The organism is Marinagarivorans cellulosilyticus, assembly GCF_021655555.1.
Lineage (GTDB): Bacteria > Pseudomonadota > Gammaproteobacteria > Pseudomonadales > Cellvibrionaceae > Marinagarivorans > Marinagarivorans cellulosilyticus.
Genome location: NZ_AP023086.1, coordinates 4180270 through 4200440, shown reverse-complemented (window position 1 = coordinate 4200440; position 20171 = coordinate 4180270). Strand labels below are relative to the sequence as shown.

Genomic DNA, 20171 nt, shown 5'->3' with positions numbered 1-20171 from the left:
ATTTGCATGTAAACAACATATGCGCGATATTGTGCGGCTTGCAGCGATGCCAAGCCCGATGTTTTGCTGCCATATGTGCATTTTGTTTAAGGGTTAAACACTTGGCTGAACTAGTAATCAATAATAATGGAGAAAGCCGGTGACTGCCGAATCGCTAAAAGCAGCGCCAATTGTGCAAGCCGCAGCAGCTTACTCAGCTAAATTCGGCGAGGCCATTCGTAAGGTGCCTGTTGGCCTTTGGCGCCAGCTTGTAATGGTGCTGGTTGCACTTTGGATATGCCACACGCTTGCACGACTATTTTGGGTCGTTGTACCCGTACCTGCTCAGCCTGTTGCTGATGTTGTTCCTAAATCTGCGGTGACTCAAGCGGAAGTTGCGGGTGCCGTGGTGGACTTAGCGGCCATTAACAATTTATTTGGCGAATACGACCCCACTGCCGAGCGAGATAGGCTAGCACAGCTCGAAAAAGAGCGCCTTGAGCAAGAGGCTAATCAGCCTGTCAAAGAAACTACTCTGAATTTAAAGTTGCAAGGCGTGGTAGCCAGTAACGATCCTGCAAAGTCGTGGGCCATTATCGGCGAGGCGAGTTCGCAAGCGCTTTATAAAATAGGTGATGCGGTGCCAGGTGTTAGGGGTGTTACCGTTAAAAATATTGCCGACCTCTGGATTATCTTAGACAACAACGGTAAAGCCGAGAAGCTGTGGCTGTACGGCGAGAACGATAAAAAAATCAAGGCTAGGCCATCTCGGGTTGCTCAGCCGGCAGTTAGGCCGGACGAAAATGTTATTAAAGCTGAAGTCGACGAAAGCGCTGTTAAAGACATTAAGTCGATAGGTGATGTCGTACGCTTTATGGTGGCGACAGAAAATGGCCAAATGATTGGTTATAAGGTGCGCCCTGGTCGAAAGCGTGAACTATTTGATCAGGTTGGCCTCAAGAACAACGACATTGTTGTGTCAGTAAATGGAATTGAGGTGAACGAGCCTCAAAAAGTTCGGGAAGTCTACCAAGCATTAAAAACGGCCACAGAGGCTAACCTTGAGGTGATGCGTGACGGTAGTACGCAATTTATCCAAATCCGCATGAGTTCTGGTTAGGAGACGAGTGGGTGCTTAAACGTATAATAAAAGCTGGATCGGTGTTTTCATTACTTGCTGCAATTAGCGTTGCTAGCTGGGCTGAGCAAACATGGACAGTGAATTTTAAAGATTCTGATATCGAAGAAGTGATCAAGTTTGTTGCAGATGTAACAGGCAAAACGACGGTTATTGATCAGCGGGTAAAAGGTCGTGTCAAGGTTATTTCTTCTAACCCTCTCAACGAAGAAGAGCTGCTGCACCTTTTTCGTACAGTACTAGAGATTCATGACTTCACGCTGGTAGAAGTTGATGATGTTATTCGGGTAGTACCATTAAAAGATGCGCGCTCTTCCCCTGTACCAGTGACGGATCAGGCAACCAAAGAGCAGGGGTTTGTTACTCAGGTTATTCAGCTGCAAAATATTGCTGCAGCCAAGGTGTTGCCGGTTATTCGCCCGTTGGTGCCACAGCACTCACATTTAGCGGCTTACGACCCTTCTAACTCTATTGTTATTTCGGACTCAATCGATAATATCGCGCGAATTCGCTCGTTAATTGAGCGCATTGATAAGTCAGCCACACCGGTTACCGATGTTGTTGAATTGCGTTATGCCAGTGCCGACGAAATGGTCACAACGCTTACTAAAATCGATAAAGACGAAAAAGCGCGTAGCGGCTCGCAGAATACTGTGACGCTAATTGCCGATAAGCGCAACAACGCCGTTTTGGTGACAGGTGAAGAGCTACAGCGTCAACGCATTAAAATCTTATTGCGTAAACTGGATAAGCCCAAACCGCAAACAGGCAATGTTCGTGTTATTTATTTGGATTACGCAAAGGCTAAACCAACAGCAGAAGTGCTGACTAAAATTGTTTCTAATTTATCCAAGCTTGGCCCTGGTGGCGGTAAAGGCGATACCGCGAATGCAAGTGCAACAGTGGAGGCCGATGAGGACACGAACGCGCTTTTGATTACTGCCGAAGGCGACACTTTAAATTCGTTGTTGGAAGTGGTTGATCGGTTGGATATTCGACGCGCGCAAGTGCTTGTAGAGGCAATTATTGTTGAGACGCTAGATGGTGCCCAGTTGGATTTAGGGGTTTCGTGGATGTTCCGCAATACCGAAAATGGCACCTACGGCGCCTCAGATGGCGGCGGCGGGCCGCTAGCAGCGGCTGCATTTGGCGGCGCGGTTGAGAATGGCGCCGATGATATCAGCGCGTTAACAGATTTAGCGACAGCACTTGCGGGTACAACAGGCCAAGTGTTGGGTATTGTTGGTACGAATAAAAACGTAGATTTCAATGCTGTCATTGATGCAATGGAAGGTGATACCAAAACAAATATCTTATCAACACCAACATTATTAACACTGGATAACAGTGAAGCTTCGTTTACCGTTGGTCAGAATGTTCCTTTTGTAACAGGAAGCTTTTCTAATTCGGGTACCGGTGTGAATAGCCCTTTCCAGACAATTCAGCGTGAAGATGTTGGTATTACCCTAAAAGTAACACCTCAAATTAACGAAGGCGATAAGGTCGTACTGGATATATCGCAAGAAATATCGAGCATTTCTGAAAGCGCCGATGGCGCTGCCGACATCATTACCAATCAGCGTAAAATAGAAACTAAAGTGCTCACGGCTGATGGCGAAGTTGTGGTTATGGGCGGCTTTATTCAAGAGCGAGCTGTGAATAGTGAGCGCAGGGTCCCTGTACTTGGCAGCATCCCTTTGGTTGGGCGCTTATTTCGATCCGACTCGGATAAAAATGATAAAACGAATCTGATGATTTTTATTCGCGCTACCGTAATTCGTGACGATTCTGCATTAACGGGCGCAACCGCTGAAAAGTATAAATATATACGAGACCAGCAATTGAATATGCGAGACCGCGGCTTTATGCGAGTCAAAGAAAACAGCATGCCTTTGTTGCCGGATATGTCGGAATACGATTTATCTCCTGTTGTTGCTCCTGTGACTACTGAAGAGTAGGGGCGCATAAATGAGCGATTTAGAGCAAACATTAGCCGAGGAGTTTGAAGATTCTGGCTACTCGGAGCTTCAAGATGAGGAAGAGATCAAGCTGGGTCGCCTGCCATTTGGTTTTGCCTCTGAAAACTCGGTATTAATTGAAGATGGCACGGTGTTTTATACCGGCACGCCTTCGCTCAAAACTCTTGTGGAACTTCGCCGCTATACTGGTGATACACTGCGCCTTGAAGCACTTGAAACAGAGGTGTTTCAAAAAAGGCTAACCCACCACTATCAAAGCGGTGACAACGAAGCGCAGCAAGCTGCAGACGACATGGGCGCCGAATTTGATTTGTCGGCGCTAGCAGAAGATATTCCAGATGATGGTGAGCTGCTTAGCGGTGAAGGTGATGCGCCAGTTATTCGTCTTATTAATGCAATTCTCTCGCAGGCTGTGCAAGAGCGCGCTTCCGATATTCACGTAGAGCCTTTCGAGCATCGCGTATCTGTACGATTCCGTATTGACGGCGTTATGAAAGAGGTGCTTTCCCCAAAAGCTCAGCTTGGCCCAGTTTTAACGTCTCGTTTAAAGGTTATGGCGCGCTTGGATATTGCTGAGAAGCGGATTCCACAAGATGGTCGTATTACTGTAAAGCTAGCTGGGCACGCTGTTGATATTCGGGTTTCGACATTGCCAAGTGCCCACGGCGAGCGGACTGTAATGCGGATTCTCGACTCATCTGCCGGTGCGCTAAAATTAGAGCAGCTTAATATGCCGGCCCAGGTGCTAGAGCATTTTCAAGCAGCGCTAGCCAAGCCGCACGGTATTATTTTGGTTACAGGGCCGACCGGCTCGGGTAAAACAACATCGCTATATTCTGGCTTAAGTTATCTTAATAGCCCCAATCGCAACATATTAACGGTGGAGGATCCCATTGAATACTTGCTGCCTGGCGTAGGTCAGACGCAAGTAAATAACAAAGTGGATATGACCTTTGTGCGTGGCCTGCGCGCTATTTTGCGACAAGATCCAGATGTCGTAATGATTGGTGAGATTCGTGACCAAGAAACAGCTGCAATTGCAGTACAGGCGAGTTTGACGGGACACTTGTTGTTGTCCACGTTACACACCAATACCGCAATTGGTGCAATTACCCGATTGGGTGACCTTGGTATTGAGCCCTTCTTATTGTCTTCAAGCTTAGAGGCGTTGATTGCTCAGCGCTTGGTGCGCGTATTGTGTTCAAGTTGTAAAGAGCCGCATGATGCCAGTGCATCTGAGTGCGAGCGCATTAAGATTCCAAAAAACAGTAAAATTTTTAGGGCGGTTGGTTGCGAGAAGTGTAATTACGGTGGCTATCGTGGCCGTACGGGTATTTACGAGCTTATCCCTGTTGATGACGGCCTGCGACAATTGATTCATGAAGGGGTGGGTGAGCAACAAATGCTAGCTCATGCCCGTCAGTATTGTGAGCCGATAGAAGCTGATGGTCGCGCAAAAGTGCTTGCCGGGATCACAACTGTTGAAGAGCTTCTTCGTGTCACCTCCTCACATTAATGGTTTTTTATGGCAGCGTTTAGTTATCAAGCCCTGGATGCGAAAGGGAAAACGGTTAAAGGTGTTATCGAGGGCGATAACGAGCGTCAGGTACGCACGCAGTTGCGCCAGCGAGGCTTGCGCCCGCTAGAGGTTAAAAGCTCGGTAAAAAGAGCCACTCCTAGCAAAACGAAAGGGAGCCAAAGCACTGGCGGCTTGGCTGGTTTACTGAGCGGCTTTGGGCAGTCCAACGGCATAAAGCTGAGCGTAAAAGATACCTCGCTTGTAACTCGTCAACTTGCGTCGCTAGTGCAATCGGGCTTGCCGCTCGATGAGGTTTTACAGGCCTGTGCAAATCAAAGTCGCAAACCTCAAATAAAGGCCATGATTTTGCAGGTGCGCTCTCGGGTGCTAGAAGGGTTGTCGTTAACACAAGCGATGGCAGAGCACCCTCGGACCTTTAACGATCTTTATCGTGCCATGGTTAAGGCTGGTGAAAGCGCTGGCTTTTTGGGGCCGGTGTTAGAGCAGCTTGCCGAATATACCGAAAGCAGCCAAGAGACCAGTCAAAAAGTGAAAGGGGCTATGACATACCCGCTCATCCTTTTTGTGGTGAGTATTGGTGTGGTTACTGCGCTGATGGCATTTGTGGTGCCAAAGCTTGTTGGTCTGTTTGAAAATCAAAAAGCGGAATTGCCGTTTTCCACCAAGATGTTGATTTTCATGAGTGATTTTATTCTTAATTATGGCCTGATCACTATCGGCGTGATTGCGGCTATTGTTGTTGGTGTTCAGCAATACCTTAAAAACCCCAAAAATCAGCTTAAATGGCACAAAATGCTGCTCAATATCCCGTTGTTTGGTGAGCTTAATCGAACGGCTGAAGCAGCTCGTTACTCCAGCACTTTAGGTTTACTGGTGAAAAGTGGCGTACCCGTGTTGGAGGCCCTGCGCATTGCCGCACAGGTTTTGACTAATCGGCATATCCAAGCCGCCGGCAAAGAAGTTGCCATATCAGTTAAGGAGGGCATGGGGGTGGCTAAAGCGATGGATCAAGTCGATGAATTCCCACCCTTGTTGGTACAAATGGTGGCTAGCGGCGAAACAAATGGCCAGCTTTCGGAACAATTGCTTTATGCCGCGTCTAATCAACAAAGGGAGCTGCAGTTTACGCTAGCTACCATGATGAGCTTACTAGAGCCCATGACTATTTTGTTTATGGCGGGGATGGTCGGCTTTATTGTGATGGCCATTCTTAAGCCCATGTTTCAACTCAATCAAATGGTTTAATAAGCCATTATTTTTAATACTTATTAGGAGATTTTATGACTCGTGCAAAGCAGGGCGGTTTCAGCCTGATCGAGATCATGGTAGTTATCGTGATCATTGGTTTGATGGTCGGCGTTGTGGGTCCGGCATTGTTTGGCAACATTGCAGAGGCTCAGCGAGAGCGAGTTACCAATGATTTTGCCTCTATCAAAACCGCACTACAAACGTACAAATTAGATAATTATATCTATCCTACTAGCGAGCAAGGTTTAGATGCATTGGTTAATAAGCCTGACGGTGAGCCGGTGCCGCGTAAGTGGCGCGATGGTGGGTACCTAGAAAAAATGCCTAAAGACCCTTGGGAGCGTGAGTACATTTACTTGAGCCCTTCGGATAACGGCAAAGGCTTTGACATTATTAGCTATGGCGCTGATGGTCTGCAAGGCGGCGAAGGTGACGCCGCTGATATTAGCTTTTGGGATGAGAAAGAAGGCTAGTTAATGCGCCCATTAAAGAGCAAGGCAGGCTTTACCTTATTGGAAGTATTGGCAGTTATTGCTGTCTTAGGTATTGCGCTTGCCTCTGTTACTTTAACAATTGGGCGCGGAGGACCAGAAAGCGCGGTCACCGAAAAAATAGAGCAGTTTATGGCGGTAAGTCGTTTTGCGGCTGACCGTGCTGTGCTTTCTGGTGACCCTATGGGACTGCTGTTGGAGCCCCCACAATGGCAGTCAGACTCAGAGCCTGAGTGGGAAAATATTGGCTGGCGCTATCGTTGGCAAGCGGGGAATTATCAGGGGTGGAGTGATGTCCCAGAGCTAGAGGCGATCTCTTTCGACCCGGAAACGAAACTTCATGTATTAATTGATGATTTAGATTGGCGATGGGAGGAGCTATTAGACCGCTCCCTTCCCGTGACGGCCTATTATCCTACCGGTGATTTATCGTCTATAGAGATCCAAATCACTGATGAGCGGCTTCCAGATTATTTGCAAACTATTCATATTAACGAATACGGGCAGCTCGAATGGAAAGAGCTCGCTGAGGAGTTGCAGGCCCGTGAAGACCGCTAATAACTACCGCATTGTTTCAGCAGGTTTTACGCTGATTGAGGTGATGGTTGCCTTAATGATTATCGGCTTGGCATTACCTGCACTCATGGCTCGTATGAGCACAATGGCAAATACCGTTGGCTACAGCCGCGATTTAACCATCGCGCACTGGGTGGCGGAAAACAAAGTACAAGAAATGTATTTGGCGGAAACCCTGCAAAATGTTGTACCGACGGGGCGACAAGCCGGTGATATTGAGATGGCAGGTATCATTTGGGACTGGAAAATAGAGGCCGAAGAGCAAAAAGGCATGTACGCCGGTACCTTAAGAGTCTGGGTGAGAGTTGGCCCTCAGGGGCAAGATCCCATTGTTGAAATCTCTTCAATTATGGTTCAGCCTTAATGATGTTTGGGCACCAAATTAAAAAGCTGCGTCAAAGCGGTTTCACTTTGATTGAGGTGATGATCGCGATTGTGATTATGGCGATGATCGCGGTGATGACTAGCCAGTCATTTACTGCCGCTATTGCAAGCTCCGAGGCTACACAGGAAGCTATTGATCGCATCGCTGCAGTGGACAGAATATGGGTGCTGCTTGAGACCGATATGCGCAATGTGATTCCGGCAATGCCCAAGGTGTCTCGTGATAAGCCAATTCCTCCCGTTTTTATTGATCCGAGCGAAGAATACCGCTTAACCTTGCTGCGTGCAGGCTACGCCAACCCCTTGCGCTTACCTCGAACCGAGGTGGTTCGTGTCGGTTATCGCTTTGAGGATAACGCTGTTTGGCGTGATACCTGGTTTAATATTTCTGAAAGTGATGAGCGCGAAGCGCGCCCGCAAATTATATTAGAGGGCGTAGAAGACCTTTTTATTAAGGCGCTGCCGTCGCGCAATAACGCCAGTGTATCGGGTGGTCCTTGGCAGGATCGGTGGCCAGCCAGCGGTCAAAAGCCCCAAACGCTGCCAGCAGCGATTGAAATCACGCTAGTCACCGAAGATTTTGGTGAAGTTAAGCGAATCTATTCAATATTGCCTGGCATCGATAATAGCCTTGTGAACGAGGTGCAGCAATGACGCGCGTGATGCCGAGTAGCTCGCCTCACCGCCAAGCCGGTATTGTGTTGATTCTGGCTATGTTGATTGTGGTATTAGTTACTTCTTTGGTGGTTGCCACTAGCTGGCGTTTCGAGCTGGGTATGTCGCGAAACGAAAATCGCTGGCATGGCTTGCAGGGGCGTATGGTACTTGAGGGTGGTGAGCGCCTAGTAGGAAAGCTGCTGCTCGTGGAAGATATCAACGACCCAACGGATGATGGCAAAGCCGATCACCTCAACGAAATGTGGAACGCCCCGCAAACGGTACCTATAGATGGTGGGGCAATTACAGTAGAACTTGAGGATGCACAAAGCCGCTTCAATATTAACTTGCTGGCCTTGCCAAAGCCTGTCATTGGCAATGGAAGCGGCACCGGTAACGAGAATAGGGGTGGTGCTAATCAACCAGAGGGTGGTAGCCCGCAAGAGGTCTTGCGTTGTAAAAATGACCCAGAGCTTTTCGATTGTAAGTTCACTGTGGCGCAGCGTAGGTTTATTCGATTTTTACAAACGTTGCCGCTGAACGAGCAAGATTTAATGCCAGAAGAGGCTATTGCCCTTACGCAAGCCATTATTGATTGGGTTGATGACGATAATAACGTTTCAGGCTTTGGCGGTGCAGAGCAGAGTTACTACAGCGGCAGCGAAGTGCCTATTGTTGTAAGCAACGCCCCAATGACCACGATCAGCGAGTTAAGCTTGATCAAGGGTATAACGCCAGAGCTTTACGATAAACTTTTGCCCTATGTTATTGCGCTGCCTGCCAACGGGGATAAAGCGGCGTTTTTAAATATTAATACCATTCCCGACGTGATGTTCCGCATGTTTAACGCTAAAGATATTCAGGAGCCTTTAGATCCTGATATGGGCAGCCAACTTGCTCGGGCACGTAATGAAAAGTCTGACCCTAACTTTGCACCGGGTCAGGGCTATCAAGAGGTTAATGAATTTGTGAATGATGCAGTGGTTGCTGATTTGCAAATTGTGACTGATGCGAATAACTTTGATAGTGCACAATTAGTTATAAGTACCAATTATTTTATATACTCAGCCGATGTGATGATCGGTGATAAAACGCGGCATGGCAAAAGCTTGTTGCGCCGAGATAATACCAATGTCACAACGCTTTGGCGCACAGATGCTAACTTTTAAGGTAGAGCTTGCCTAACTGAATGCTCGATGTCATGGTCAGGTTTAACGTCGCAACCGCGGGTTGCGCTCAATAATAAAGAATAGGTGATGCAGTGGCAGAGCGAATTCTGGTACGCAAAATTGCAGTAGGGCTTTGGCAGTGGAGACACGTCTCGCCCCAAAATCAATGGCAGGGTGACTCCTTCTACACTGGTGATATTAACTTGCTTGCCGAATCTGTTGCGGGTAAAACGTGCTGGTTGGTGCTCGATGGTCGCGAAGTGGTTACTCAGCGCGTTGACGTTGGGGTAAAAGATCGGAAGGTTTTGTCAAAGCTGGTGCCGTTTCAGGTTGAAGAAACTGTTGTTACACCGGTTGATGAGCTTGTTTTTGCATACGGCCCCTTAATCGATGGCGATGTTGATGCGTCATATGCTCGTGAAGACGAAGTGGCAGAGCTAATTGCAGAGCTTGAAGATATTGGCGCAGAGGTGCCATCGGTAATTTGCGATTACATGGAGTTGGATCAGGGCGAAGGCTGGGTTCTCCTGCTTGATGACAATAGTCTTTACGTAAAATACGGTGCTTGCTCTGGGTTTAGTTGTGACGCCGTTAATGCTGAGCTATTTATTTTGGCGCTTTGCGAGTCCGTCAAAGATGATGCCGAAAATTTACCGGCAGCTATACAATTAGTTGCTGAAACCGAAGATGCGATTGCGCAATTACGAACATGCCTGCCTGATTATATTGAAAACGCCGAAAACATTAATATCTACGAGCAGGAGGGTGGCTATTGGGATGTCGTTAAGCTTCAGGCTAACCCAGTGTTGGAGTATCGTTCTGGTAATTTGGCTCGCAAATTACCGTTTGCTCAATGGTGGAACGATTGGAAGGTTCCTGCAATTGCAGCGTCTGTAGCGTTTGTATTAGCCGTGGGTACAACATGGGGCGAACTGCACCAAGCTAAAAAAGCGTCTCAACAACTATTTGCCGAGAGGGATGCCATTTTTAGGCAGGTTGTTTCATCTGGCTCGATTAGCGATCCTGTCCGCCAACTTAAAGCTAAGCTAGGCAAACAGGAGGCAACAGATCCATCCAATGTTGTTTATTTGGTGTCTAAGGTTGCTCCGCAAATACGCGGCAATGCCGACTTGAACGTCACGAGTTTCCGTTACACGCAAAACACTTCTTCTTTGCAGTTTAATGTTGAAGCTAAAGATTTTGCCATGCTCGAAGCGCTACGCGGCAAAATTGCCGAAAGCGGCTTGGTCGCCGAAATCAAAAGCTCACGAGTATCAGGGGATATCCATCAAGCGCAAATTCGAGTGACGGATAGCTAATTATGAATGATTTTAAAAACTGGTTTTTACAAAACTCTCCCAGAGAACAGCTGCTGTTGGCTGTTGGCGCCATAGCTGTTGCGTTAACACTGCTTTATTTGGTTTTGCTTGCGCCAATGACAAAAGACCGCGATAAACAAATTACCAATAACAATGCAGTCTTATTGCAGCAGGCCGAAGTCCGTCGTTTGGCTTCAATTGTATTAGGTCAGCAGCAAGGCGGTGGTGATCAGCCAAGAAACTTAGCCCAAGTGACTAACCAAAGCCTTCGTAATCATGGTTTGCGCATGGAAGATTTTCAACCCACTGGCGATAGCGATGTGCGCGTCCGATTAGCCAGTGTTGAATTTAATAAGGTTATGGCTTGGCTCGACGAGCTGGAAAACAAAGAAGGCGTTCAAGTGAAAGAGGTGTCAGTGACTGCTGGCGATGTGAAAGGCATGCTCAATAATGTCACTGTTAAGTTACACAGGAACTAACATGTCTAAATTATTAAAGTTGGTTTTGGGTCTTGTACTTGTTGGTTATTTTTGTGTGCTCGTTGTCAAGCGTACTCCAGCAACGCTGGTAACGGCCAACCTCGTAAAAGTGCTGCCTCATGTGCAGTTAGCTGCGATTACCGGGACTGCATGGAAGGGGCGAGCAGGGGCCGCGCATTTGAACATTGAAGGCCAGGTTATCGACTTAGGTTCGATTTCTTGGAAGTTTAGGCCCCTGTCTTTGTTGGCTTTAAAAGCGTGCGTTGATGTTGAAAGTGATGTGCTCAATGGTAATGTTTGCCGCACCGTTGGCGGCGTTAATCAACTTAAGAACTTACAAGTCGAACTACCAGCAAGCTTAGCCAATAGATCTTTACGCGACGCGAAAATCGCCGGTGTTGGCAGCCTTATTATTGCCGAAGGCGCTTTTAACGATGCCGGTGAGGTATCGAGTTTACAAGGTAATTTTACGTGGAAGGGCGCGCGGTTAAATTTCCAAGGAATGTGGTTTACGTTGGGTGATTTCGCCGCTGATCTTTCGGCTGCAGGTAATGGCGCTGTACAGGCTAATGTTTTTGACTTGGCTGGCCCCTACGGAGTTAAGTTGAATGGTGAGTTTGGTATTGCCACTGCGCCGAAAGTAAAGGGAGAGGTGCTCCCTAGGGAAGATGCTTCCGATGATATTCGCGATGCACTCGGCTTGTTTGCTGTGCCTCAAGATAGTGGTGCTTTTGCTGTGTCATATCCGATTGGCAGTTAGCCACTTTCTTTCTATACGCCTTTAGAATTTGGAGTTGTACGTGTCGGTAAGGCTTGCTTGTAGTCTATTGTTGATATTGCTAAGCCTGCCTCTGAATGCTTGGGCGCAGTGGTTTGAGGGTTCTGAAAACATTATGGGTACGCAAGTTGTTGTGAGCCTGTGGTCGCCCTCTGATGCGAAAGGATCGGCTGCTGTTGCTGGTGTAATGGATATTATGCGCGGCGTTGATAACCGGTTATCGCCTTACAAAGAATCCTCTGAGCTAGCGCAACTCAATGCAAGAGCATTTAAAGCTCCTGTTGTATTATCGACCGAAATGGCGTTTTTGTACGAGCAGTCACAGGCCATGTACGCATTGACAGATGGCGCTTTCGATATAGCTTACGCCTCGGTCGGTAAGCTATATAATTATCGCGAAAAAAAGGCGCCGTCTAAAGCGGACATCGAGCGTTTGCTGCCGGCGTTGAATACCGCTCACCTTTCATTCGATAACAGTGCTAAGACGTTACAGTTTTTAAATGCCGATGTTGCGATTGATTTAGGAGGTATCGCTAAGGGTTACGCCGTTGATCTAGCGATAACCTATTTGCGCGAACAGGGTATTCAAAATGCCTACGTCAGTGCTGGTGGTGACAGTCGGGTGCTTGGGGACCGTGGCGGGCGGCCATGGCTCATAGGCATTAAAAATCCACGTATGCAAAAAGATGACGATAAAGAAACGGTAATTACCTTGCCGCTCGAAGATGTAGCCGTTAGCACATCGGGTGATTACGAGCGCTTTTTCATCGACAGCGTTAGTGGTCAACGCATCCATCATATTATTAACCCAAAAACAGGCCGAAGCGCATCAGAGGTCATGAGTGTAACGATTATAGGTGGGGAAGGGGTCCGCACAGATCCGCTTTCTACGGCTGTTTTTGTACTAGGTGTACAAAAAGGCATCAACTTAGTGAATAAGTTGCAAAACTATGACGCCATCATTATTGATAGAGCTGGCCAAGTGCACTATAGCAATGGTTTAATGCCGCCTGCTTCCTAGCGGTATTAATTTGAAAGTGAGTCATGGAATGCTACCCTTGCGTCAAGCAATGGAGAATATGGCATATGAGGAACTTGGCAAAGCCACTTTGCCGCGCTTGTATAAAGGAAGTTCTGTGGGACCATCCCCAGAAACAATACAATAGAGGCGCTTTGTATGCCTACCCACGTGGTACTGCCTCATTCGTCTGATATCGGGTCGTTGTAGAACGGGAGACGCACTTGTTAAATACAGTTACAAACCCTCGCGCATTGGTGTTGTTGGCTTTACTTGCTAGCTCATGTTTACCGCTTAATGCACAAGAAGGCATTGATGCTGCTAGCATCAATGAAAGCAACACGGAAGTCACAGCTGTTGAAGCAAGCAAAGCTTCAGATAAAAGTGACCAGCAGGCAGTGCGCGAAGAAAAACAGCAAAACTTCGTTGAGCGCAAAGAAAATGCTACCCCTTTAAGTGAGCGAGTCGAAGATCTAAAGAAAGCCGCGCTGGAGCTGAATCGCGACTTGTTAATCTTGGAAGAAGACTTGCTTTTTCCTGCGAATACCCAAGTTGCTATTTATGTATCCGTTGATATTGGCAAATTTTTCTCACTTGATGCTATCCGCTTAATGATCGACGGTGAAATGGTCGCCAGCCATCTATATACTGAAAAGCAAAATAGTGCTTTGGTGCGCGGTGGTGTTCAGCGTCTTTACTTGGGTAACCTAAAAACCGGACAACACCAAATCACAGCGTTTTTTCATGGCTATGGACCAGAAGGCCGTGAATATAAGCGCGGTGCGAGCTTTACATTGAATAAGGACCAATCTCCAACGATGTTAGAGATTAGAATTCAGGATTGGATTACACGGATGCAACCGACATTCAAATTTAAAGAGTGGCATCTATGAGTGCACGCCTCTGGTGGGCGTTGATGTTATGCACTATTTGTTCAACTGCCACAGCTAAAGAAGAACCCTTGAGCTCCGTCGCTGACCTGCGTTACGGGGTTGCTTTGTATCACTACTATCAGGATCAGCACTTCTTAGCCTTAAGCGACCTATTGGTTGCCGAGGAGCAAGGAGGTATTAAAGGCCACGGCGATAACCCCGAAATTATGATGGGGGGGTTCTATATGGCCTATGGTCTTGAGCGTACTGCTAGTGATATTTTTGAGCGCCTACTCGACTCCAATCGGCCACAAAAAACACGCGATGCCGCGTGGTTGTACTTGGCGAAAATGCGTTATCTTCGCGGTGATCTGGCGGCGACTCACGAAGCGCTAGAGCATATTAGTGAAACCCCAGTAGGCGCTGCCGTCGAAGAGCTCGAGTCGTTAAAGGTTAATTTGTTTATCAAAGAAAACCGCCTAGAAGAGGCCCGAGCAATTGTTGAAAAGGTTAGCCTCCGTGAAGATCGGGCACCTTATTTATATTTTAATATGGCCGGTGCCTATGCTCGCAATCAAAACTACGAGCAAGCCGTTGCGTTTTATAACCGTATTACGCAAATGCGTCAGCGTTCTGAGGCTCATTTAAGTTTGTACGATAAAGCGATGACTGCAGCCGGCTTTGCACACTTATATAACCAGCAAAATGATTTAGCCGTACAGCAGTTTAAGCAAGTGCGCCTTGATGGTCCGTATTCTAATCGGGCACTTTTAGGTTTTGGTTGGGCACAAGTGGAAGGTGAGAACTACCAAGCGGCACTGACGCCTTGGCAGGCGCTATCAAAGCGAACGCTCATTGATGAAAATACGCAAGAAGCGATGGTTGCCATTCCTTATGCTTACGAACAAATGGATTTAAAACCTGCGGCCTTACAAAAATACCGTGAGGCTGAAGCAAGTTTCGAATCCGAAATAGCAACCCTTGATATTTATATGCAAGAGCTGCGCGGCGATGCCATGCTTGAAGCCCTAAATATCGACCCGTCAGAAGATATCAATTGGCTGGATTATGCGCAAAGCAGCAATTTAGCGCCACAGCTTACCTATTTAACCGAGCTTTTCTCTCGCAATACCTTTCGTGGCTTGATTCAAGAACTGCGCGACTTGTTAGATTTAAAGCGCCGCTTAGTCGAGTGGCAGGGGCGTATGAATTTTTATAACGATATGCTCGTTGAGCGCGAAGCAAACCGTTTAGCAGAAATGGATTTTATGGCACAACAGGAAGCCTATTCTCGGCTAATTGCGCTAAATGCTGAGCGCGCAGATATTTTTAGTTACCTTGCGGCTGTTGAACAAAGCAATGATTTTACTGCGTTACTGCAGGGCGATGAGTTATCTCGTTTGGAGCGCATAGAGCGAGCAGAGCGTAACATTTCTTTGCTAGAGGCCGCCGGAGAAGATGTTACAGAAGCGAAAGAAAAAGTGCGTCGTCACCGTGGGCTATTGGAGTGGCAGTCGGGCCAGTTTTTTGCTGAGCGGCTGTGGCGTGGCAGAAAAACGCTGGCCGAGCTAGATCAAAATATTCAAAGCGCGAGTAAAGCGCAAGATCGTATTCAAAGCCAAGTGGCTAACGGCAACGACTTAGCGCCTTACCGTGCTCGGATCGATGATTCACGCGCGCGCATTGATGTGCAGTTAGAGCAAGTTCACAGTGAAATACAAAACGCCCAAGAGGTACTGCGCGGTGAGGTGGCTAATGCGCTTGACGATCAGCGTACCCGGCTGCGTTATTACTTGGCGCAAAGTCGTTTAGCGATAGCGCGCTTACTGGATGAAGCTGACGGGGAGGATTATTAATGAATATTGCCTCTTCGCGAATGGGGTTGCCGTTGTTTCGCAGCTCTTTAATAGCTTTGGCAGTGTGTATTGCTGGTGCCGGTTGTAGCTCTTTTAAGCATCAAATTACCGATTTAGGGCCGACCCTGGCCGATTTGCCCGAAGCCGAAATTCCTGTAGTGCTTGAGCCTGTAGCTGTTGTGTCGCGAGAAGAAATTGAAGCGATGTACCGCTCGGCATTAAGCGTGGCAGAAGACGCCGAACTACGTCACCAAATACAAATACGATTGGCTGATATTGCTATGGCGCGCAACGAAGACGCGCAAATCACCAGTGAAACAGGTGGGGTTTTCTTTAGCGATACCATCGATATGTACGATCAGCTGATTCAATTGCAAGCGGCGCAAGCCGGTGTTGCTGACGAGCGTTTGCTGTACCGAGTGTCTAAAGCTTATGCGCTTGATGCTCGCATGGGGGAATCAGATGCGCGCTTGGCGGCGTTGGTGGCTGCTAACCCGGATTCTCCCTTTGCGGCGGAGGCACAATTTCGTCGCGCAGAGCTAGCTTTTGGCCAGCAGGAGTATCGCCAAGCGTACGACTTGTATTCAGCGGTGGTTGAGTTTGGTGAGGAGACGCCATTTTTCCTTAACGCGGTCTATATGCAAGGTTGGTCGCTATTTAAGCAGGATAGGTATCATCAATCGCTGGTGCCGTTTGGTACGGTGATGGATAAACTGTTGCCGCCAGGTATTGCGACAGGGGACTTGAGTGATTCGCAAAAGAGCTTACTGGCCGATACGCTTAAAGTCATGGGCTTCTCTTTTTCTTATTTAGATGGCCCTGACACCATTGCAGAATTTGCCGACACCCATGGCGAGCGTGAATATCAGCACTTAATTTATCGCCAGCTGGGTGATTTATACTTAGATAAAAAGCGCTATCGCGATGCGGCGAATACTTATTCAGCTTTTGTTAGCCGCTACCCAGAAAGCCAATTTAGCCCTGAACTAACCGTTAAAACCATCGATGTTTACCTTAAAGGCAACTTCCCTAAAGATGTTTTGCCGGCCAAGGAAGCTTATGTTCAACGCTTTGGCTTAACGTCAGCATACTGGCAAAATCGAACGCCGGAACAGCGCGCTACTTATTCAGCTACTTTAGAAACTTATTTAGACGAAGTGTCTAGTTATTATCACGCTGAAGCGCAAGCCTTAGTTGCTGCCAATAAAAAGTATCGTGCAGGGGCATTAAAAAAAGCGCCAGATGCAGCAGAGCCTTACTTTCTTAAAGCGGCAGGGTTTTATGGCGAAATCTTAAAGACCTTCCCAGAAAATACTCGCAAGGCTGAGCTGACTTTCTTAATGGCCGAAGCACTGCATGATGCGGGTAACTTAAACGATGCCGTTACCGCCTACGAGCAAGTCGCTTATGAATTCCTTGATGAGCAGCGAGGCGCTACGGCCGGTTATGCTGCCATATTGACTTTGGATCGTATGCTTAAAGAATACGAGGGTACGGCACAACAAACTGACGAAGCATTGTTGGCGCTGCAAACCCATCGCATTAACAGTGCAATTAGCTTTGCCGATTATTATCCTGCAGACGAGCGTGCGGTTGCTGTATTAACCAACGCGGCAGAGCGCTTGTATCGCGAGGGCGACAAAGAGCAAGCTATTGTAGTGGCTACGCGACTAACTAAATGGCAGCCAACGCAATCATTAGCGCTGCAAAAAACGGCGTGGCTAGTACTGGCGCACAGTCAATTTGAGCTAGAAGCCTATGAGCCAGCTGAAGCGGCTTACAGACACCTGTTAACTATTGTTACTGAAACCGACAAAGATCGCGGCCAGGTTTTGGATAGAATTGCAGCCAGTATGTATAAGCGTGCAGAGAAGGAAATTGCCGTAGGGGCCAAATCTCAAGGGGTTAACCGCTTGTTGAGTATTGCACTCATCGCACCGCAAACTGAGCTGGCTGTGAACGGCCAATATGATGCGGCGAATTACTTAATTGAGATGAAAGACTGGACGCGTGCCGAGCGTGTGTTAATCGATTTTCAGCAGCGTTTTCCTAGCAATAAGCTCGCTAAAACAATTCCGCCTAAGCTGGCTGTCATCTATCAAGAGACTCAGCAGTGGGATAAGGCCGCCGAGCAGCTCGTGATTATGTCGAGTAGCGACGCCGACCCCGAAACCCGAAGAAGTGCGCTATACCTTTCGGCAGAGCTTTATCATAAGTCCGGTAACGGGCCGTTAGCTGAGAAAACCTACGAAGATTACATTAAGCGTTATCCAGTGCCTTTTGATTTAGCATTGGAAGCGCGCGTGCAATTAATGGCTATGGCTGAAAAACGTGGCTCAATTCGCACCCAGGAACGCTGGATGAACGAGTTAATTAAGGTGGATGCTAAAGCGGGCGCTAATCGTAATGCTCGCTCAACTTACCTAGCGGCGCAATCGGCCAGTTATTTTGCGGGTAAAGATTTGAAAGCTTTTGAATCGATAAAGCTGCGAGCCCCGATTAAAAAAACACTTAAAGCGAAGCGCAAGGCAATGGATCGCACGCTAAAGAGCTACAAAACAGTGATTGACTACGGCGTTGCAGAATTTGCTACCGAGGCTAATCACCGTATCGGTGAAGTGTACGCTAACCTTTACCAAGAGCTGCTCGACTCTGAGCGCCCTAAAGGGTTGGATGAATTAACCATGGAGCAATATGAAATCATGCTTGAAGAACAAGCTTACCCCTTTAAAGGTAAGGCTGTTGATATGCTCGTAATTAACGCTGAGCGCTCATGGGGTGGTTTTTATGATAAATGGGTTAAGCAAAGCTTTGACGCATTGGAAGAGCTACTGCCGGCACGTTATGGCAAAAAAGAAAGTATTGTTGAGGTTAGTAAAGGTGTGCACTAAGACGGTTAAAAGCATACTGCCTCAATGTGGTTGCAAGGTATTCCTCTGGGCTTGTGTCGCAGCGCTTATTCTTGTTAACGCTGGCTGCGCTACCAATAATGGCGGTTCTGGAGCAGAGCCCGAGGCTCAAATCGTCTACCAGCCTGGTGATGAGCCACCGCTTGTTTTACTGCCTAATCCTTACGACCAGCAAAAGGTAAAAGTTTCTGCCGATGTTAAGGCGGCTTTTGCTAAAGGCGTGGCGTTAATGGAATCACAAAATTGGCCACAAGCCGAGCTGCACTTTGATGCCATAGCGCAAGCCAACCCGAGCTTATCTGGGCCTTGGGTTAATTTGGGTATTTCCTTGTGGCGCCAGCAGCAATACGAAGCGGCTGCGCAGGCATTTGATCAAGCAATTAATGTTAATGCTTTAAATGTTGAAGCCTATAATGCTTATGGTGTTATGGAGCGTGAGCAGGGGCATTTCGCTGAAGCTGAAACACTCTACAAGCGCGCAATTGCGGTTTGGCCCCACAGTGCGATAGTGCATCGAAATTTAGGTGTACTTTACGATATGTATATGGGGCGCTTCGATGATGCGCTTGCGCATTTTGAAATGAGTGCGCGAATTATGGGTGAACCGGACAAACAATTGAAAGGCTGGATTGTTGATATCAAAAGACGCCAAGCAAAAATGGCGCGTGAGCAGGCCAAAAAAGCGCCCAGCAATACGCCTTCAGAGGTATCGCAATGAAAATTTATTTAACTTTAAGCTTGGTTTTAATCTTGTTTAGTTTTCGCGCTGCTGCCGAAGATGTTGTAAGCATCAGTACAACGGTCAAAGGCAATCAAGAGCATCCAAGTGTGACTTATATTATTCCTTGGCGGCAAGCTTCTGATGAAAGCGCATTGACGATGCCGTTTGAGACGCGCACGCGTTTGGGTGATGTGTTTGAGCATGTTGAGCGCGCTGAGCATGAACGCGAGGTGAGCTACCTTGTGCAAATGAAATCTGCGCCGCAAGCCTACGACATTGACAGCGGCGTTACCGAATAAAACCCCTTTTTCAATTTTTTCATTAATTACTTCTTATATAGAACAACGCATGGCGGAGAGAATAAAATGTTAGATACTGCGATTGGCTTTTTTCAAAATGGTGGGCCTTTTATGTACCCCATTGGCCTGGTGTTAGTAGTGGGTTTGGCAGTTGCTTTAGAGCGCTGGATATTCTTAACAGTAGCCAAGGGCTCAAATCGCCGTGCATTCGATCGAATATTGCCTTTGCTACGCAAAAAAGACTATAACGGCGTTGTTGAAATTGCCCGTAGTTCGCAAGCGCCTGTAGGTCGTATTATCGCTTCAGGGTTGGCGCGTATGCAGCAAACGCCACGCCGTGAAGAAATCGAATACGCTATGGAAGAAGGGGTGATGGAGGCGGTTCCTCGTTTAGAAAAACGCACAGCCTACATAGCAACCTTAGCAAATATTGCTACTTTGCTAGGTCTTTTGGGGACGATTATGGGTTTGATTGCGGCGTTTACAGCTGTAGCGGAAGCTGACCCATCGGAAAAAGCGACTTTATTATCACAAAGTATTTCTGTCGCGATGAATACAACAGCATTTGGTTTGATGGCTGCAATTCCTCTTTTGCTTCTTCACACTTCTATTCAAAACAAAACAAACGAAATTATTGATAGCTTGGAAATGGCGGGCGTTAAGTGTTTAAACATCTTATCGGCTAGCGCGCTTTCTGGTGCAGCAAAACCTCAATCGGCCGCCGCTCCTGCTGGCGCTCCTAAAAGCCCTGCTCGATAA

At 47.5% G+C, this 20171-nt stretch carries 19 protein-coding genes; all 19 read left to right on the top strand.

Translation table 11 applies throughout. The features are described from left to right. Positions 1 to 139: 139 nt before the first annotated feature. Complete coding sequence (gspC, locus tag MARGE09_RS17225; protein ID WP_236984049.1) at positions 140 to 1099, top strand: type II secretion system protein GspC; 960 nt, start codon at positions 140 to 142, stop codon at positions 1097 to 1099. 11 nt (positions 1100 to 1110) lie between these two features. After that, a complete protein-coding gene (gene gspD, locus MARGE09_RS17220) occupies positions 1111 to 3075 on the top strand; it encodes a type II secretion system secretin GspD (protein ID WP_236984048.1) in 1965 nt (654 codons plus the stop codon). A 10-nt stretch (positions 3076 to 3085) separates the two neighbouring features. Then, positions 3086 to 4612 carry a type II secretion system ATPase GspE gene (gene gspE / locus MARGE09_RS17215; RefSeq protein WP_236984046.1) on the top strand — a complete coding sequence of 509 codons (1527 nt, stop codon included), beginning with the start codon at positions 3086 to 3088 and terminating at the stop codon, positions 4610 to 4612. Positions 4613 to 4621: 9 nt separating this feature from the next. Beyond that, complete coding sequence (gene gspF / locus MARGE09_RS17210) at positions 4622 to 5881, top strand: type II secretion system inner membrane protein GspF (protein WP_236984044.1); 1260 nt, start codon at positions 4622 to 4624, stop codon at positions 5879 to 5881. Between the two features lie 35 nt (positions 5882 to 5916). After that, a complete protein-coding gene (gspG, locus tag MARGE09_RS17205) occupies positions 5917 to 6357 on the top strand; it encodes a type II secretion system major pseudopilin GspG (protein WP_236984042.1) in 441 nt (146 codons plus the stop codon). A 3-nt stretch (positions 6358 to 6360) separates the two neighbouring features. Next, positions 6361 to 6933, top strand: a complete 573-nt coding sequence (locus MARGE09_RS17200; protein WP_236984040.1) for a type II secretion system protein — start codon at positions 6361 to 6363, stop codon at positions 6931 to 6933. After that, entirely contained in the window at positions 6920 to 7315 is a 396-nt protein-coding gene (gspI, locus tag MARGE09_RS17195) for a type II secretion system minor pseudopilin GspI (RefSeq protein ID WP_236984038.1), read from the top strand. The genes MARGE09_RS17200 and gspI overlap by 14 nt, the downstream gene beginning before the upstream one ends. Continuing rightward, positions 7315 to 7989: a type II secretion system minor pseudopilin GspJ gene (gspJ, locus tag MARGE09_RS17190; protein ID WP_236984036.1), complete on the top strand. Its 675-nt coding sequence runs from the start codon at positions 7315 to 7317 to the stop codon at positions 7987 to 7989. The genes gspI and gspJ overlap by 1 nt, the downstream gene beginning before the upstream one ends. Further along, positions 7986 to 9161, top strand: coding sequence for a type II secretion system minor pseudopilin GspK (gene gspK / locus MARGE09_RS17185; RefSeq protein WP_236984035.1), 1176 nt, complete (start codon positions 7986 to 7988; stop codon positions 9159 to 9161). Before gspJ ends, gspK begins: the two co-directional genes overlap by 4 nt. A 92-nt stretch (positions 9162 to 9253) precedes the next feature. Continuing rightward, positions 9254 to 10480 (top strand): type II secretion system protein GspL, encoded by a 1227-nt coding sequence (gspL, locus tag MARGE09_RS17180; protein WP_236984033.1) that lies wholly within the window; start codon positions 9254 to 9256, stop codon positions 10478 to 10480. Positions 10481 to 10482: 2 nt separating this feature from the next. Continuing rightward, on the top strand, positions 10483 to 10959 hold the full coding sequence (gspM, locus tag MARGE09_RS17175) for a type II secretion system protein GspM (protein WP_236984031.1): 477 nt from the start codon (positions 10483 to 10485) through the stop codon (positions 10957 to 10959). A 1-nt stretch (position 10960) separates the two neighbouring features. Then, positions 10961 to 11719 carry a type II secretion system protein N gene (locus tag MARGE09_RS17170; RefSeq protein WP_236984029.1) on the top strand — a complete coding sequence of 253 codons (759 nt, stop codon included), beginning with the start codon at positions 10961 to 10963 and terminating at the stop codon, positions 11717 to 11719. 40 nt (positions 11720 to 11759) lie between these two features. Further along, entirely contained in the window at positions 11760 to 12758 is a 999-nt protein-coding gene (locus MARGE09_RS17165) for an FAD:protein FMN transferase (RefSeq protein ID WP_338040729.1), read from the top strand. A 260-nt stretch (positions 12759 to 13018) separates the two neighbouring features. After that, positions 13019 to 13648: an AraC family transcriptional regulator gene (locus tag MARGE09_RS17160; protein WP_236984027.1), complete on the top strand. Its 630-nt coding sequence runs from the start codon at positions 13019 to 13021 to the stop codon at positions 13646 to 13648. Further along, positions 13645 to 15483 (top strand): tetratricopeptide repeat protein, encoded by a 1839-nt coding sequence (locus tag MARGE09_RS17155; protein ID WP_236984025.1) that lies wholly within the window; start codon positions 13645 to 13647, stop codon positions 15481 to 15483. Before MARGE09_RS17160 ends, MARGE09_RS17155 begins: the two co-directional genes overlap by 4 nt. After that, positions 15483 to 18374, top strand: coding sequence for a tetratricopeptide repeat protein (locus MARGE09_RS17150; protein WP_236984023.1), 2892 nt, complete (start codon positions 15483 to 15485; stop codon positions 18372 to 18374). The genes MARGE09_RS17155 and MARGE09_RS17150 overlap by 1 nt, the downstream gene beginning before the upstream one ends. After that, positions 18364 to 19110, top strand: coding sequence for a tetratricopeptide repeat protein (locus MARGE09_RS17145; protein ID WP_236984021.1), 747 nt, complete (start codon positions 18364 to 18366; stop codon positions 19108 to 19110). Before MARGE09_RS17150 ends, MARGE09_RS17145 begins: the two co-directional genes overlap by 11 nt. After that, positions 19107 to 19412 (top strand): hypothetical protein, encoded by a 306-nt coding sequence (locus tag MARGE09_RS17140; protein ID WP_236984019.1) that lies wholly within the window; start codon positions 19107 to 19109, stop codon positions 19410 to 19412. The genes MARGE09_RS17145 and MARGE09_RS17140 overlap by 4 nt, the downstream gene beginning before the upstream one ends. A 66-nt stretch (positions 19413 to 19478) precedes the next feature. After that, positions 19479 to 20171, top strand: coding sequence for a MotA/TolQ/ExbB proton channel family protein (locus MARGE09_RS17135; RefSeq protein WP_236984017.1), 693 nt, complete (start codon positions 19479 to 19481; stop codon positions 20169 to 20171).